Origin of the sequence: Muribaculum gordoncarteri, assembly GCF_004803695.1 — a bacterium.
Taxonomy (GTDB): domain Bacteria; phylum Bacteroidota; class Bacteroidia; order Bacteroidales; family Muribaculaceae; genus Muribaculum; species Muribaculum gordoncarteri.
In genome coordinates this window covers 2,588,269-2,603,495 of sequence record NZ_CP039393.1, presented here as the reverse complement: position 1 = coordinate 2,603,495, position 15,227 = coordinate 2,588,269, and the positions used below count along the sequence as shown (strand labels likewise).

Below are 15,227 nucleotides of genomic sequence, written 5' to 3'. Positions count from 1 at the left end.
ATCGGCAAAGGTTAAAGTGTGACATATATCGATTTTGTCCTACTATTATCGCGATATTTTAACTCCAATTAAATGCAATAGTGTATAATTTTGCCGTGAATCGAAAATCAATACCGTACCAACATGAATTATCGCAAATGTCTTCTTGCAGCGCTGCTCATTCCGGCAGCGGTTTTAAGTCAGAATTATGAAGTTCCGGTGTCGGAGGCTCAGGAACCGATGATGAAGGGAAAATATGACGCTACGTGGGAATCATTGTCGCAATATGAAGTGCCTGAATGGTTCCGTGACGCAAAGTTCGGAATATGGGCCCATTGGGGGCCTCAGTGTGTTGAGGGTTCGGGCGACTGGATGGCCCGGTCAATGTATATAGAGGGTTCCAATGAATATAAGCATCATGTGGCCAACTACGGACACCCGTCGGAAGTAGGCTTCAAGGACATCCTTCCACTTTTCAAAGCCGAGAAGTGGGATCCCGACTATCTTGTAGGGCTGTATAAGAAGATAGGTGCCAAGTATTTCTTTGCACTCGGCAACCATCATGACAACTTCGACCTCTGGGACAGCCAATATCAGGAGTGGAACTCCAAGGCAATCGGGCCGAAGCGTGACCTGCTCGCCGAGTGGGCCGAGGCTTGCCGCAAGCATGGATTGAAATTTGGCGTAAGCCTGCATGCCGACCATGCCTGGTCATGGTATGAACCTTCGCGACGCTATGACCGTAACGGCGACAAGGCCGGTGTGCCCTACGACGGACGCATGACTAAGGAGGATGGCAAAGGCAAATGGTGGGAGGGCCTCGACCCGCAGAATCTCTACGCCCAGAACCACCCCGACAGCTATGGCTCATGGAGCGACGGCATGATTCACCGTCAGTGGGCGTGGGGCAACGGTGTCGCCGTGCCTACTGTGGAATATTGCACCAATTTCTACAACCGCACGCTCGATGTAATCAACCGTTACAACCCCGACTTGCTCTATTTCGATGTCACGGGAGTGCCGTTCTATCCCATAAGCGATGCCGGCCTTAAAATAGCCGCCCATTTCTATAATCACAACTCGGCCACACATCCCAAAGATTTTTCGGCTGTAATGTTTGGCAAGATACTGAACGACACGCAGAAGGAGGCTCTCGTGTGGGATGTTGAGCGTGGCGCTCCCAACAACATCCCCGAAAAGCCGTGGCAGACATGCTCATGCATAGGCGGATGGCACTATAACACCGATATTTATAAGAACAACTGGTATAAGTCGGCTGCCTCGGTGGTGAAACTCCTTGTCGATGTCGTAAGCAAGAACGGTAATCTGTTATTGAGCATCCCTCTTCGTGCCGACGGCACATTTGACGAGAAGGAGGAGGAGATCATAAACGGCATAGGTGATTGGATGGCCGTGAACAGCGAGTGCATCTACTCGACCCGGCCGTGGCACATATTCGGCGAAGGCCCTATTGCCGAGTCGGACATTGCCATAAACGCTCAGGGTTTCAACGAGGGTTCCTATACGGTGGCCACATCCAAGGAGATACGCTTCACCCAGACTCCCAAGCATCTTTATGCTATAGCACTTGCGTGGCCCGACGACAACATAGTGCACATCAAGGCTCTTGCCGACGGGTCGGAGTATCATAAAGGGCGAATAAAGAGCGTGGAGCTGCTGGGATATGGAAAGGTGAAATTCACCCGTACCACCGACGGTCTTGCCGTAAATCTCCCTGCCGATGCCAAGCGCAGCGTCGCTCCCGTGTTGCGCATAAAGAAGTAAATCGAGGTCGGCAAGTGCTTTGTCGTGATAAAAAATCGCTTAGTTGGGATGCATAATGAAAAAATTGTGTAAATTTGAGAATTATGCTATAACCAATCAATCGAGATGATATTATGACAAAGAGTTTTGTATCGGCAATCGTGTCGGCGTTGATGGTTGTGTCGTGTCTTTCGGCAAGCGCACAGTCGATAATTGAGGTTACCGGCTCGGCGACAATCAACATCGTGCCCGACAGAATTACCGTTGAAATAGGCATGGAGGAGTACTTCATCCCCGACGAGTATAATCTCGGCGACAGCACTCTTGTGGGAATCAAAGCTGTGGAGCGTGGTGTCATGAAGGTTCTTTTAGGAGCGGGTGTGCCCGATTCGATGATAAATGTTTCCGATATGGGAAATTATCGCGACCGCAACTCAACGGGTGAGTTTCTTATGGCCAAGAGGCTGTCGGCGGTCGTTACCGACATGGACCAGCTTGACAATATTGCGCGAAGGGTCGATCGCAAGGGAATAACGAGTTTCAATATCTCGAAAATCGATAACTCCGACATGGGGCGATATAACCGTCAGGGATTGAAATCGGCTCTTGACGCCGCTCGTGAAAAGGCCGAGTTTATCGCGGCCAACGAGGGACTGGTAATTGTCAAGCCTGTGGAAATAGTAGAGAACAGTCCGGGCTATAATGACGGTGCCATGTTCAGCAATGTTGCCTACGGAGGCGGTTCGGGCATGGATGGCATGCGCCGCATCGTGCGTCGTTACAGCGTTACGGTTAAGTATCAGTTCTCTGACAAAAAATCTTGAAAAATCCATAAAACCCATGAATCAACATTCATAATCAATGAAACACTTGAGAAAAATTTTGGCGGCAATGTGTCTGTCGGCCGTCGTTTCAGGCTTTGCGGCCGATTATGTACCGTCGCCTGAGATAAAGAAAGCACAGGCTCAATTTGAGGACGCCCGGTTCGGAATATTTCTACACTGGGGACTTTACAGCATGTTTGCACAGGGAGAGTGGTATCTCAACTACGGAGTGAATGCCGAGGAGTATGCCAAGTCGGCACGAGCTTTCTATCCGGCCGATTTTGATGCAGCCGCCTGGGTGAGTGCCATAAAGGCTGCCGGTGCCAAATATATATGTATAACATCGCGTCATCACGACGGATTTTCGATGTGGGGCACAAAGCAGTCGCCTTATAACATTGTCGATGCCACGCCGTTTGGTCGCGATGTGCTGAAGGAGCTTGCCGACGAGTGTCACCGTCAGGGCGTAAGGCTTCACTTCTACTACTCCCACATCGACTGGACGCGTGAGGATTATCCTCAAGGACGCACAGGTCACGACACAGGACGTGACTCTACAAAGGTCAATTGGCCGGGATATTACGATTTCATGAACGCCCAGCTTACCGAACTGCTCACCAATTACGGCGAGATTGGCGCAATATGGTTTGACGGATGGTGGGACCATGACGAGGATACGGTGCCGTTTGACTGGCAGCTCGACGAACAGTATGCGATGATACATCGCCTGCAACCGTCGTGTCTTATCGGTAACAATCACCATCAGTCGCCCTATCCCGGCGAGGACATTCAGATATTTGAGCGTGACCTTCCGGGCGAGAACACCGCAGGACTGTCGGGTCAGGAGGTGTCGAGGCTGCCACTTGAAACGTGTCAGACCATGAACGGAATGTGGGGATATAAAATAAAGGATCAGGACTATAAATCGGTTAAGGAGCTTGTGCACTATCTTGTAAAGGCAGCAGGAATGGGTGCCAACCTGCTCCTCAACATAGGCCCGCAGCCCAATGGCGAGCTTCCGGCGGCCGCTCTCGACCGACTGAAAGGTATCGGCGAGTGGATGAACCGTTACGGAGAAACATTCTACGGCACAAAGGCGGGTGACTTCCCGGCACAGGAGTGGGGCACCACCACCCGCAAGGGCGACCGCCTCTTTGTGCATATCCTCAACGCCAAGAGCAATGAGATAGAGCTTCCATTGACCTGCAAGGTGAAAAAGGCGTTTACCTACGACGGCAAGAAGCCCGTGAAAACCGTGAAGACACCGGGCGGCGTCAAGCTTGTGCTCGATGAGGTGCCCGACGGCATCGACCATATAGTTGAACTGCAAACATCGGGACGGTAATGCTTGAGGTGTGTGTGACCACTCCCGAGGGAGCGTGTGCGGCCGCCGAGGGCGGAGCCGGACGCGTGGAGTTGTGCTCGGCGCTCGGCGAAGGCGGCGTAACTCCGTCGTGGGGATTGATGCGACAGGTGCGTCAGGTGCCGGGATTGAGGATGCATGTGCTCATAAGACCGAGAGGCGGCGACTTTGTCTATAACCGGGCCGAGGTGGAGTGCATGATCGACGACATAAAGGCGGCCGCCGAGTGCGGTGCCGACGGAGTTGTGACAGGTGCGTTGCTACCGACCGGCGGCATAGACATGGATGTGTGTCGCAGGCTTGTTGAGGCCGCAACCGGGATGTCGGTTACGTTTCATCGTGCATTTGACCTGTGTCGCGACCCTTTCAAGGCGTTGGACGACATAATGGCACTCGGGTGCGACCGGCTGTTGACTTCGGGGTGCGCGTCGTCGGCATTGGCGGGCTCAGGACTTATTGCCGATTTGCGCATACGTGCGGCAGGCCGGCTCTCGCTGTTGCCCGGCGGTGGAGTCAATCTCGGGAATGCGGCCGAAATCATGCGCCTTACGGGTTGCCGTGAACTGCATGCATCGGCACGTTCGAGCCTTGCCAGTGTCATGACCTACCGCCGCGACGGAGTAGCCATGGGCACTCCGGGCAGCGATGAATATTGTCGTCTTGAAACCTCGGCCGAAGTTGTGAGGGGTATAGTCAAGGCGATGAACGATAATGTTGTGTAACGAATAAAATCAAAAACATATAAATAGTTATGTCATCAAACAACCGACATTACATAATTCTGTTACTATGGGCCGTGTTGACTGCGTGTAATGCAGTAGCGACTCAGCCGTCGACCGTAAAGCGCGATTTTGAGGCGCGAAAGGAGGCTTTGAATCTGCCCGGTTATTACACGATATTTGACCGTCAGCTCGATGACGACAGGCGTGAGGCTCTTGAGTTTCTCTACGCTTACATGCCGTTGCCCGACCTGACCGACTACACGGGCGACTTCTATCTTGAGAATGTTGATTGCTCGCTTCGTGCCCGCAAGGAGATGCCTTGGGGAGCTTCGGTTCCCGATCGCGAATGGCGTCACTTTGTGTTGCCCGTGCGGGTAAACAACGAGAATCTCGACAGCAGCCGAATGGTGTTCTACAACGAATTGCGCGACAGGGTGAAGGGACTGTCGATGCGTGACGCAGTGCTCGAAGTGAATCACTGGTGTCATGAGAAAGTGACCTATCAGCCGTCGGACAGCAGGACAAGTTCGCCGCTTGCAAGCATTAAGTCGGCCTACGGTCGATGCGGTGAGGAGTCGACATTCACTGTCGCCGCGTTGAGGGCGGTAGGCATTCCGGCGCGACAGGTCTACACCCCGCGTTGGGCTCATACCGACGATAATCATGCCTGGGTCGAGGCTTGGGTTGACGGACGATGGTATTTCCTCGGAGCTTGTGAACCTGAAGCGGTGTTGAATCTCGGATGGTTCAATGCTCCGGCATCGCGCGGAATGTTGATGAATACAAAGACATTCGGACGATATGACGGCCCTGAACAGCAGTTGGCTCAATCGCCATGCTACACTGAGATAAATGTCACGGCCAACTATGCTCCGGTCGATTCGGTGATGGTGACCGTTGTCGATAGTGACGGCAATCAGTCACCAGGGGCACGCGTTGCTTATAAGCTGTATAACTATGCCGAGTTTTACTCCATAGCTTCACGCCGTGCCGATGAAAAAGGCAAGTCAACCCTGACAACCGGGCGTGGCGACCTGCTCGTGTGGGCGACCGACGGAGAGAGTTTCGGATTCAAGAAATGCACTGTGGGCAAGGACCGTGAGGTAGTCGTGACGCTCGACCACCGCACGCCCGTGGATGAAGCGATCGAACTTGACATAGTGCCGCCGGTGCAGGCTGTGGCGTTGCCTGAAGTGACGCCTGAACAGGCTCGTGAGAACGACATGCGCAAAGTGTATGAAGATTCGCTGCGCGGAGCCTATATGGCTACTTTCTTTACTCCTGAACGGGGAGCCGAGTTTGCCCGCTCGGTGGGTCTTGACACGGAGGCTGTGGCCAAAGTGCTCGTTGATTCGAGGGGCAACCATGATGTTGTCACGCAATTTCTCTCGGAGATTCCCGCTGCCGACCGTGAACGCGCGTTGCGGCTTCTGCAGGTGGTTTCCGACAAGGACCGCCGTGACATAACGCTTGATGTGCTGCGTGACCACCTTGCGACTCCGGTTGTCGACAGTAAGCTATATGACGAGTATGTGATGAATCCGCGCGTGGCCAATGAGATGCTTACTCCCTATAAGGCGTTTTTCCGCAACGTGATTCCGGCCGACAAGCGTGAGCGTTATCGTGCCAATCCGCAGGAGTGGGTGGCATGGTGTGCCGACAGCATCGCGATAGACCGTGACTGGAATCCCCAGAATCTTGCTATGGCTCCCGCATCGGTGTGGACCTCACGCATCACCGATGCACGTTCGCGCAACATATTCTTCGTGGCCGCGTCTCGCAGCATGGGGTTGCCGGCGCGAATCGACCCCGTGACCGAAAAGACTCAGTATGCTGCACCCGACGGACGGTGGATTGACGCTGACTTTACCGAGCCCCTTGACATGGCAGTCGTTCCGCAGGGGACACTCAAGATCGACTTTACTCCACAGGGACGCATAACCGATCCACAATATTATTCCCACTTCACGTTGTCGCGCATCGTCAACGGCGTGCCGGTGCTGCTTAACTATCCCGAGGATGCTACATGGAGCAGCACGTTTGCCAAGCCGTCGAAAATCGATGCCGGACAGTACATGTTGACAAGCGGTCAGCGCATGGCCGACGGAAGCGTGCTCGCCTACACCTGCTTCTTCAATGTTGAGGAGGGTAAAACGGCGACTCCGAAGCTTGTCATGCGACAGGATGCCTCGGGTGTGCAGGTGATAGGCGGTTTCAATTCCGAAAACATATATCACGACTCGGCAAGCGGCGACGACAAGTCGATTCTGTCGACTACCGGACGCGGATACTATGTACTCGGACTTTTGTCGCCCAATCACGAGCCGACAGTGCATGCACTCAACGACATATCGCTCATGCGTGACGAACTGGAGAAATGGGGAGGCTCGATTGTGCTGCTGTTCAATGACAGTGACGATGCATCACGCATGAAGCTCGACCGTTTCAAGAATCTGCCGTCGACCGTGACATTCGGAAACGACATCGACGGCAACATATCACGCGAGATAATCGAGGGTATGGAGTTGCCTACGGGCGACCGTCCCATATTCATAATCGCCGACACGTTCAATCGCATAGTATTTTTGTCGCAAGGCTATACAATAGGCCTCGGTGAGCAACTTGTTGATATACTGCATCGTATCGGACGGAATTGACGGCGCGTGAAAAATTTTTCAAAAATAATCAATCATTCAGTGAACTTTTAATGCCGGTTAAGCATTATAAGAGTACATAGCAAAATTACTTTTTCCATTGCAAGAAATGTGATAATGATTGGTTTAAAAGCATATCGGGTTGCCGTGAGGCAATCCGATTTTGTTTTATCCCCCCGGAAGCAACCGGTAGAGGACTACTCTTCTTCGTAGTAATAGGAGTAGTCGATGCCTTTCATAAACATTTCGCGGTCGTTGATTTTGTCGGTCAATGCCCCTTTCAGCAGCACTTTGATGTGGGATGAGTCGACAACGCTCTCGCGCATCGCAGTGAGATATTCATTTTTATCTATCCGGCTCCAGTCAACGCAGCGTTTCAACGAATGCCTCAGCATCAGGTCAAGCCAAATGCGCGTGCTGCGTCCGTTGCCTTCCATGAATGGATGCACAACATTCATCTCGACATACTTGTCGGCTATCTCATCAATTGTGGTTTCGGGCATGCGTTCAATAGTCGGGATGACAGTAGGGAAATGAAGGCAGTTGGCAAAAGTAAAACCTCCTTTCGATATATTTTTGTCCCTTATCTGTCCGGCAAAATCATAGAGGCCGCCAAACAGATAGGCGTGAATCTGTTGCAGACACCTCATGCTGCCCGGTTCAAGAGAATTGAGCAGATCGCTTTCAAACAGGGTGTATGCCTTTTTGCGGCTTTGCCCGTCAATAGTGTTGTCGCTGTATGTGAACCAGTCGAGAAATGCGCTCGCGCGGTTGTTGGGATAATGCTTGGCAAGAAGAATAACGCCTTCGCTGTTGAGCACATCGGCCTTTCGCTGCTTGCCGTCAGGAGCCTCAAATTTGAACCCGTGAGTGGGACTCACGAGTTGAACGCCCTCCCGATTCAGCTTACGCTTAAGCCAACGCCAATAGTTGCCGGCCTTTGTATAGACAGGCTCGTCATTGATGGCGCGCACAATGTCGGTAGCCGAAAACCACCAGCAGTTGTTCTCGTCATCCCAAACCGCCCTCACTTCGCGGTCATTAAAAAAGCGTATCGACTTCTTGCTCATTCCATATTCAATTCAGCGACAGTCATTTATTGGATTTACCCTTTCAGGCATAATACAAACTATATAGTTGTAAAATTAATGAAAAAATTTCATGTGACAATGAAATCGAATGTGTTTAGCATAAAAAAGTCAGGGCAGAGTTGGGCGTGCTTGAGTAGGATGACGCTCGCGATTATGCAAATTTTTTTTGTCGCTTTTCTACTTGGTATTCATTGTATTATGGATTGTAATGTTAAAAATTTCAATCGTTCCGCGAACTTTTAATGGTTGTTAAGCATTATAAGAGTACATAGCAAAATTACTTTTTCCATTGCAAGAAATGTGATAATGATTGGTTTAAAGCATATCGGGTTGCCGTGAGGCAATCCGATTTTGTTTTGTCCCTGCGCCATTATTGTTGATTCGGGCTGTTTTAATTGAAGGAATTTGACTATATTTGTAATATCCCCGGATTCGGTGGCTTATTATGCCTGAAAACTGAAACCCAATTAACCAAAATCAATATGCTGGAGAAAATTATTTTGCCTGCCATGCTGCTTACGGCAGCTGTTGCGGTTGCTGAAAATCCGGTCGTACAGACCTGTTTCACAACCGACCCCGCACCGATGGTGTACAGTGACACTCTTTATCTCTACACCGGTCACGATGAGGCCGGAGCCGACTTCTTCTGGATGCAGGAGTGGCGCGTCTATTCCACTGCCGACATGGTCAACTGGACCGACCACGGTTCGCCGCTCGCCATCGAGGATTTCTCGTGGGGCGATGACCGCGCATGGGCTCCGCAGTGTGTCGAGCGTAACGGAAAATTCTACTTCTATGTGCCCTTGCACTCCAAGGTGAGCGGAACTATGGCTATAGGTGTAGCTGTCGGCGACAGCCCCGTTGGCCCGTTCAAGGATGCGCTCGGAAAACCGTTATATGACGGTAGCTGGGATCACATAGATCCCACGGTATTTGTGGATGATGACGGACGCGCCTACATATATTGGGGTAATCCCAACATCTATTATGCCGAACTTAACGATGACATGATTTCGTTTAAGAGCGAAGTGAAGGTGCTTGAGCAGACCGAGGATAGTTTCGGTGCCCCGTCGCCCAAGAATCGCGTGAAGGGCAAGAAGTACAAGGACACCTACACCGAAGGCCCCTGGTTCTATAAACGCGGCGACAAGTACTACCTGCTCTATGCCGCCGGAGGCGTTCCCGAACACATATCTTACTCCATGAGCGACTCTCCCATGGGCCCGTGGAAATATATGGGCGAAATCATGCAGCTGCATGACACCGGCTCATTTACCAACCATTGCGGTGTGGCCGACTTCAAGGGCAACTCCTACTTCTTCTATCACACCGGCAAACTGCCCGGAGGCGGCGGATTTGCCCGCAGTGCTGCAGTCGAGCAGTTCAAATACAATCCCGACGGTACTTTCCCCACCATCACTTCAACCGAAGAGGGTGTGGCTCCCGTAGGCCGATTGAATCCTTATCGTCGTGTCGAGGCCGAAACAATGGCCTTCTCGCGTGGCGTGACTACCGAGCCCAATGCCGCTACAGGCGTGTATGTGTCGGATATACATAACGGCGACTACATCAAGCTGCGTGAGGTCGACTTCGGCAACACATCTCCGCGTGAGTTTGAGGTGAGCGCAGTGAGTGCATTGCGCGGCGGTACCATCGAGGTGCGCCTCGACAGCATCGAGGGTGAGGTCATAGCACGTGTCAATGTCACATCTACAGGCGGATGGGAGAACTGGAAGAGATTCTCGGCACCGGTGGGCGGTTCGCCCAAGGATGTGCACGACATCTACTTCACTTTCAAGGGTCGCAAGGGACCGAAGCTCTTCACCCTCGACTGGTGGGAATTTTTTAAATGATTTATCGCTCGTTGACTGAAAAAACAGATGCACCCCGAAGGTCGAAAACTAAACCTTCGGGGTGCAATCTTTTTATCTTTATAAGATAGTGTCGTTATTCACTTTCGTCGACATCGCGCACGCAGCGTACGGGGCCTCCCACGGCACGGCGGGAGTAGCCGAAGCTTGTTTCAAACGGGTCGACTTCGCCGGGAGTGTGGAGATGGAATATGTTCACGCGACCTCCTGCCGAGGCCGATGAAGTGTGATAGTTTCCACACATCCCGTTACGCCACGGGCGACCTCCGGCTGTGCGCAGTCCCTGACTCGGGAAGTACACCCACTTGCCCTTTTTCCACTCCTGGACATACATCCTGAAGCCTCGATAGCTTGCGTTGTCGCTGGTGTGCACGGAGTTTATGTTTCCATAGACGCCACCGGTGGCATTCCTGCCGTTTTTGGTAAATCCGAGCCACATGTCGCCCGGAGGCACCATCCATCCTGCCGGACACGGGTCGAAGATGGATTTTTCGGTTGCTCCGTTGTCCGAGAGCACACATCCGGTAGTAACTTCATATTTCTTGGCATTTGAGTAGGGCTTGCCTCCCCAAAGGAGATCATTGTGTCCCCAGAACCAGTCGCCGTCGTTGTTGCAGGTCGATGCATCTGATGGGTTGGAGGCTCCTGATTTTACCGGACTTATAAAGTGGGTGGGATGTTCGATTGCATAGGCTATTGTGCCGGTGGTGGCGCTTGCCTGCTCAGTGCTGAACAATTCGGTCGTGTGTACGGCTCCGGTGGTGTTCATGGCTATTGTAGCGTTATTGTTGTCACGCAGGTCACCCACGTTGCCGCGGCTGTATTGGTAATAGTCCACATTATAGTCCAAATTTCCAATCGGGAACGGATCCTTGCGTCCCCATTGATACACGGTTCCGTAAGTCTTTAAGCCGTAATCGTTGGCATTGCCCGACTTCGCTCCGAGATTGCACTTCATCAATGAGCGGCCTTTAACGGAGCGCTTGTCGTTGGTGGTGATGATGCTGCCTGTTTTACCGTCGGCACTTCCGGTCCATCCGAAAGTATAGTAGGGTACAGCCTCGTCGAGGTTGGCCGGCTTGTCGTTGTTGACCCAGATGTGCCATGACCACAGGATTTTGTTTGACGAGTTGTAGGCCGCTATGACGGCATTACCCACGGCTGTACCTGTCTTCACATGCACACGGTCGTATTGGTCGAGCCACACACGGTCGCCCTTGCTGTTGTCGCCTATGACATTAACATATTGCCACAGGATTTTTACATAGGCTATCTTCTTTGCTGGAACTTTCTTGTTCACGTAGTCGGAGTATTTCCAGCCACCGCCCGTTTCGGTGCGGGTGTAGGGGTCAAACATGATTTCGTTGTTGGGGTTGACCACGAAGCAGTTGGCGGCAGCTGCAAGCACGCGGTCGTCACGTATTTCCGACTTCAGATTGAGCGTGATGTTGTAGTTGTGGTTGCGGCGCACGTTGAAGTCATTTGTATCGTTTTCGCCGAGGTATATCGTGTAGAGGAAGTTGGAGCCGTTGGACCTCGATGTGACGAAAAGCTGCACATAAAGGGCCTTCTCGGGCGCTCCGTTGTTCTTTGCCTTGGGATCGGTGTTGGTTGTCGTGCCGCGACGGTTGGCCGGCATGTAGAATGTGTAGACCTCGCCCGATGCAAGCTTCTTGTCGAGAGTCACCGAGCGTGTTTCAAAGTCATTGCCGGTGGGATAGTTCTCCTCCTTGGGAGTTTCCTCCATGCGCATGGCGAGCGGCATATTGTTGATGATGACACGTGTCACGATGAGGCTCTTGGCGTCTTCGGCCGTAACGTATTTGAAGCTTATCTTAGCCATCATTCGTGTCAGATGAATGTCGATGGGATGCAGGTCGGTTTCCTTTCGGATAGTCGACTCGACATGACCCTCCATGAGCAGTCGCTCATCCTCGCCCATCTCGACATTATCCTCGGTAAATGGATACTCGTAGGACACAAACTTCTCAACTGTAGAAAAGTCCTTGTCCTGCGCCCACGTTTCGTCGCCGGTGTTGGCCAGCACATACACGTGACTGTCGTTGCCCTCGGCGAGGCGAATGTTCAGCTTCCTGATCTCCGACGACTCCACCTTGTAGAATCGCGGGGCTATGAGCTGGTTGCCGTTTTCGTCATATTGGAACACCCAGATGTCGTTTATGGCCTCCTCGGCGGCCTTTTTGGGGTCGTCGGTTTCTTCATCGCCTTCGGCGCGTGAGGGTATGTCGTTGACGAGCGGCTTGCCTATTAACGACGGTTTCTCGACATGAAATCGCAACGACACCTCGATTGTGGCGGCGCGGTCGCCCGGCTGAACCGACGGGTCGTCGACTTCGGTAATGTATTCGTTGTCGGAGCATGACACAGCTGCAAGCATTAGCAATGTCGATGCCGTAATGTCAATAAGTTTCCTGAGATAGCTCATTTCGGGTTAATTATTATTGAGAGGGGTGTTGTAGTAGCTTATTGTGTGACAATCAATCGTCGACATCGCGCACGCAACGCACGGGACCGGCAAATGCACGGCGTGTCGACTCATATCCTGTTTCAAACGGAAGGGCCGCCGATGCGTTGTGGATGTGGAAGCAGTTTACTGTACCGTTGGTACTCGGCGTCGATGTGTGATAGTTGCCGCAGTTGCCGTTGCGGCGCAGTGTGCCGTTGCTGTTGCGGAATCCGTTGCTGGGGAAGTACACCGTCTTTCCGCTTTTCCATGCCTCCACATAGATTCTGTGTCCGTAGATTCCCGACTGGAATGTGCCGTTGACGCGGCTGGTGGCGTTGGTGCCCCAACCGGAGTTCTTGCCGTCGACTGTGAATGAAAGCCACATGTCGGCCGGAGGAACCATCCATCCTGCGGGACACGGGTCGAAGAGCGACTTCTCGGTTGCGCCGTTGTCGCTCAGCCAGCCGTCGACAGCCATTGTGCCGCAATCGAGCCATGTCGAGCCTTTCGGATGCACGAGAAACTTTTTTGTGGCCTGAGCGAAAGGCTTGCCTCCCCAAAGGCGGTCTTCACCGCCCCAGTACCAGTCGCCATTGTTAACCCATGTCTTGGGCTGGCGCCAGGTGTCGGTACTCATGGCTCCTGAAGAACTTTCGGTATTAGTGGCCCCGAGGAATATGGTGGGATGCTTAAGCGTATATTCGATTTTGCCTATCGTGGCATTGGTCTTCTGATAGTCAAACAGCTCGCCGCAATTTTCCTTGCCTCCGTCGGTGGTCATTTTGATTTCCTTATTGGAGTTGTCGGCTATCACTCCGATATTATTTTTGTGGAACATGTATGCGCCCGAGCTGCAGTTGGTCACCTTCCATCCTATGGGGAACGGGTCCTTGCGTCCCCACTGGAATACGGCTCCGTAGCTGTTTGCACCGGTGGCCGATGCGCTGTGGGCTCCGATGTTGCACGACATGAGTGCTCGTCCCTTGACAACGCGTCCGGCGTCTTTCTTGATTCCGCCGTTGTCCCATCCGAAGGTCTTGTAGGCTATGGCCTTGGATATTTCGGCGGGTTTCTCGTTGTTGACCCAGATGTGCCATGACCACACGATTTCGTTTGCGCTGTTGTAGCCGGCAATAACAGCATTGCCGTTGGTCTTGGCCGACTTCACGTGTATGCGGTCATACTCGTCCTTCCACACGCGACGCTTTGCGGGATCGGTCTGATTGGAGTTGTCGCCGATTACGTTCTGCTCCTGCCACAGTACTTTCACGGTTTCGATGCGCTTTGACGCCACTTTCTTGTTTACGTAGTCGGAGTATTTCCAGCCGCCGCCCGTTTCGGTGCGGTTGTAGGGGTCAAACATTATCTCCTCGTTGTGGCCGAGCACGAAGCAGTTGGCGGGTGCGGCGAGCACACGGTCGTCGCGGCCCTCCGAGTTTATCTTGAGCGTGATGTTGTAGTTGTGGTTGCGGCGCACGTTGTAGTCATTCGTGTCGTTTTCGCCAAGGTATATAGTGTAGAGGTAGTTTGAGCCGTTGGACTTCGATGATACGAATAGCTGTACGTACAGCGCTTTGTCGGGTGCGCCGTTGTTCTTTAGTTTCGGGTCGGTGTTGGACGATGTGCCGCGTCGGTTGGCGGGCATGTAGAATGTGTAGACCTTTCCCGACGAGAAGTTGTTGTCGAGAGTCACCGAGCGTGTTTCAAAGTCCTCGCCCGTGGGATAGTTCTCCTCCTTGGGCGTTTCCTCCATGCGCATGTTCATGGGCATGTTGTTGATGATGACGCGGTTTACCACCAGGTTGGAGGCTGCGGCTGCAGTGACATACTTGAAACTGATTTTGGCCATCATTCGTGTCAGGTGAATGTCGATGGGGTGCAGGTCGGTTTCCTTTCGGATGGTCGACTCGACATGGCCCTCCATGAGCAGCCGTTCATCCTCGCCCATCTCAACGTTATCCTCGGTAAATGGATATTCGTAGGACACAAACTTTTCCACTGTAGAAAAGTCCTTGTCCTGCGCCCACGTTTCGTCGCCGGTGTTGGCCAGCACATAAACGTGGCTGTCGTTGCCCTCGGCGAGGCGTATGTTCAGCTTCCTGATCTCCGACGACTCAACCTTGTAGAATCGCGGTACTATGAGCTGATTGCCGTTTTCGTCATATTGGAATACCCAGATGTCGTTTATGGCCTCCTCGGCGGCCTTTTCGGGGTCGTCGGTGGTGTCGTCGCCTTTACCTTCGGCGCGTGAGGGTATGTCGTTGACGAGCGGCTTGCCTATTAACGACGGCTTTTCGACATGAAATCGCAACGGCACCTCGATTGTGGCGGCGCGGTCGCCCGGCTGAACCGACGGGTCGTCGACTTCGGTAATGTATTCGTTGTCGGAGCATGACACAGCTGCAAGCATTAGCAATGTCGATGCCGTAATGTCAATAAGTTTCCTGAGATAGCTCATTTCGGGTTAATTATTATTGAGAGGGGTGTTGTAG

General features: G+C 52.6%; 9 protein-coding genes. 6 read left to right on the top strand and 3 right to left on the bottom strand.

Going from position 1 to position 15,227, the window contains the following annotated elements; translation table 11 throughout:
- Positions 1 to 123: 123 nt before the first annotated feature.
- The 5 genes from E7746_RS11455 to E7746_RS11435 all read left to right on the top strand — a co-directional run bounded on the left by E7746_RS11455 (position 124) and on the right by E7746_RS11435 (position 7,309).
- Positions 124 to 1,764, top strand: a complete 1,641-nt coding sequence (locus tag E7746_RS11455) for an alpha-L-fucosidase (RefSeq protein ID WP_136410880.1) — start codon at positions 124 to 126, stop codon at positions 1,762 to 1,764.
- Between the two features lie 113 nt (positions 1,765 to 1,877).
- Positions 1,878 to 2,567, top strand: coding sequence for an SIMPL domain-containing protein (locus E7746_RS11450; RefSeq protein WP_136410879.1), 690 nt, complete (start codon positions 1,878 to 1,880; stop codon positions 2,565 to 2,567).
- Positions 2,568 to 2,604: 37 nt separating this feature from the next.
- On the top strand, positions 2,605 to 3,912 hold the full coding sequence (locus E7746_RS11445; RefSeq protein ID WP_136410878.1) for an alpha-L-fucosidase: 1,308 nt from the start codon (positions 2,605 to 2,607) through the stop codon (positions 3,910 to 3,912).
- The gene (locus E7746_RS11440) at positions 3,912 to 4,652 is read left to right on the top strand and encodes a copper homeostasis protein CutC (RefSeq protein WP_136410877.1); all 741 of its coding nucleotides are present in this window, start codon (positions 3,912 to 3,914) and stop codon (positions 4,650 to 4,652) included. The genes E7746_RS11445 and E7746_RS11440 overlap by 1 nt, the downstream gene beginning before the upstream one ends.
- Before the next feature lie 29 nt (positions 4,653 to 4,681).
- Positions 4,682 to 7,309 (top strand): transglutaminase-like domain-containing protein, encoded by a 2,628-nt coding sequence (locus E7746_RS11435; protein ID WP_136410876.1) that lies wholly within the window; start codon positions 4,682 to 4,684, stop codon positions 7,307 to 7,309.
- Between the two features lie 194 nt (positions 7,310 to 7,503).
- On the opposite strand, the gene fic is transcribed toward E7746_RS11435, so the two are convergent.
- Positions 7,504 to 8,376: a protein adenylyltransferase Fic gene (gene fic, locus E7746_RS11430; protein ID WP_136410875.1), complete on the bottom strand. Its 873-nt coding sequence runs from the start codon at positions 8,374 to 8,376 to the stop codon at positions 7,504 to 7,506.
- Between the two features lie 503 nt (positions 8,377 to 8,879).
- Between fic and E7746_RS11425 the strand changes: the two genes are divergently transcribed.
- A complete protein-coding gene (locus E7746_RS11425; protein WP_136410874.1) occupies positions 8,880 to 10,250 on the top strand; it encodes a glycoside hydrolase family 43 protein in 1,371 nt (456 codons plus the stop codon).
- Between the two features lie 94 nt (positions 10,251 to 10,344).
- On the opposite strand, the gene E7746_RS11420 is transcribed toward E7746_RS11425, so the two are convergent.
- The gene (locus tag E7746_RS11420; RefSeq protein ID WP_136410873.1) at positions 10,345 to 12,714 is read right to left on the bottom strand and encodes a DUF4906 domain-containing protein; all 2,370 of its coding nucleotides are present in this window, start codon (positions 12,712 to 12,714) and stop codon (positions 10,345 to 10,347) included.
- Positions 12,715 to 12,766: 52 nt separating this feature from the next.
- The gene (locus tag E7746_RS11415) at positions 12,767 to 15,193 is read right to left on the bottom strand and encodes a DUF4906 domain-containing protein (RefSeq protein WP_136410872.1); all 2,427 of its coding nucleotides are present in this window, start codon (positions 15,191 to 15,193) and stop codon (positions 12,767 to 12,769) included.
- Positions 15,194 to 15,227: the final 34 nt, after the last annotated feature.

Bases quoted from the DNA above. Each gene is read 5' to 3' on its own strand.
- E7746_RS11455 (WP_136410880.1), top strand. From the start codon at position 124: ATGAATTATCGCAAATGTCTTCTTGCAGCGCTGCTCATTCCGGCAGCG.
- E7746_RS11450 (WP_136410879.1), top strand. From the start codon at position 1,878: ATGACAAAGAGTTTTGTATCGGCAATCGTGTCGGCGTTGATGGTTGTG.
- E7746_RS11445 (WP_136410878.1), top strand. From the start codon at position 2,605: ATGAAACACTTGAGAAAAATTTTGGCGGCAATGTGTCTGTCGGCCGTC.
- E7746_RS11440 (WP_136410877.1), top strand. From the start codon at position 3,912: ATGCTTGAGGTGTGTGTGACCACTCCCGAGGGAGCGTGTGCGGCCGCC.
- E7746_RS11435 (WP_136410876.1), top strand. From the start codon at position 4,682: ATGTCATCAAACAACCGACATTACATAATTCTGTTACTATGGGCCGTG.
- fic (WP_136410875.1), bottom strand. From the start codon at position 8,376: ATGAGCAAGAAGTCGATACGCTTTTTTAATGACCGCGAAGTGAGGGCG.
- E7746_RS11425 (WP_136410874.1), top strand. From the start codon at position 8,880: ATGCTGGAGAAAATTATTTTGCCTGCCATGCTGCTTACGGCAGCTGTT.
- E7746_RS11420 (WP_136410873.1), bottom strand. From the start codon at position 12,714: ATGAGCTATCTCAGGAAACTTATTGACATTACGGCATCGACATTGCTA.
- E7746_RS11415 (WP_136410872.1), bottom strand. From the start codon at position 15,193: ATGAGCTATCTCAGGAAACTTATTGACATTACGGCATCGACATTGCTA.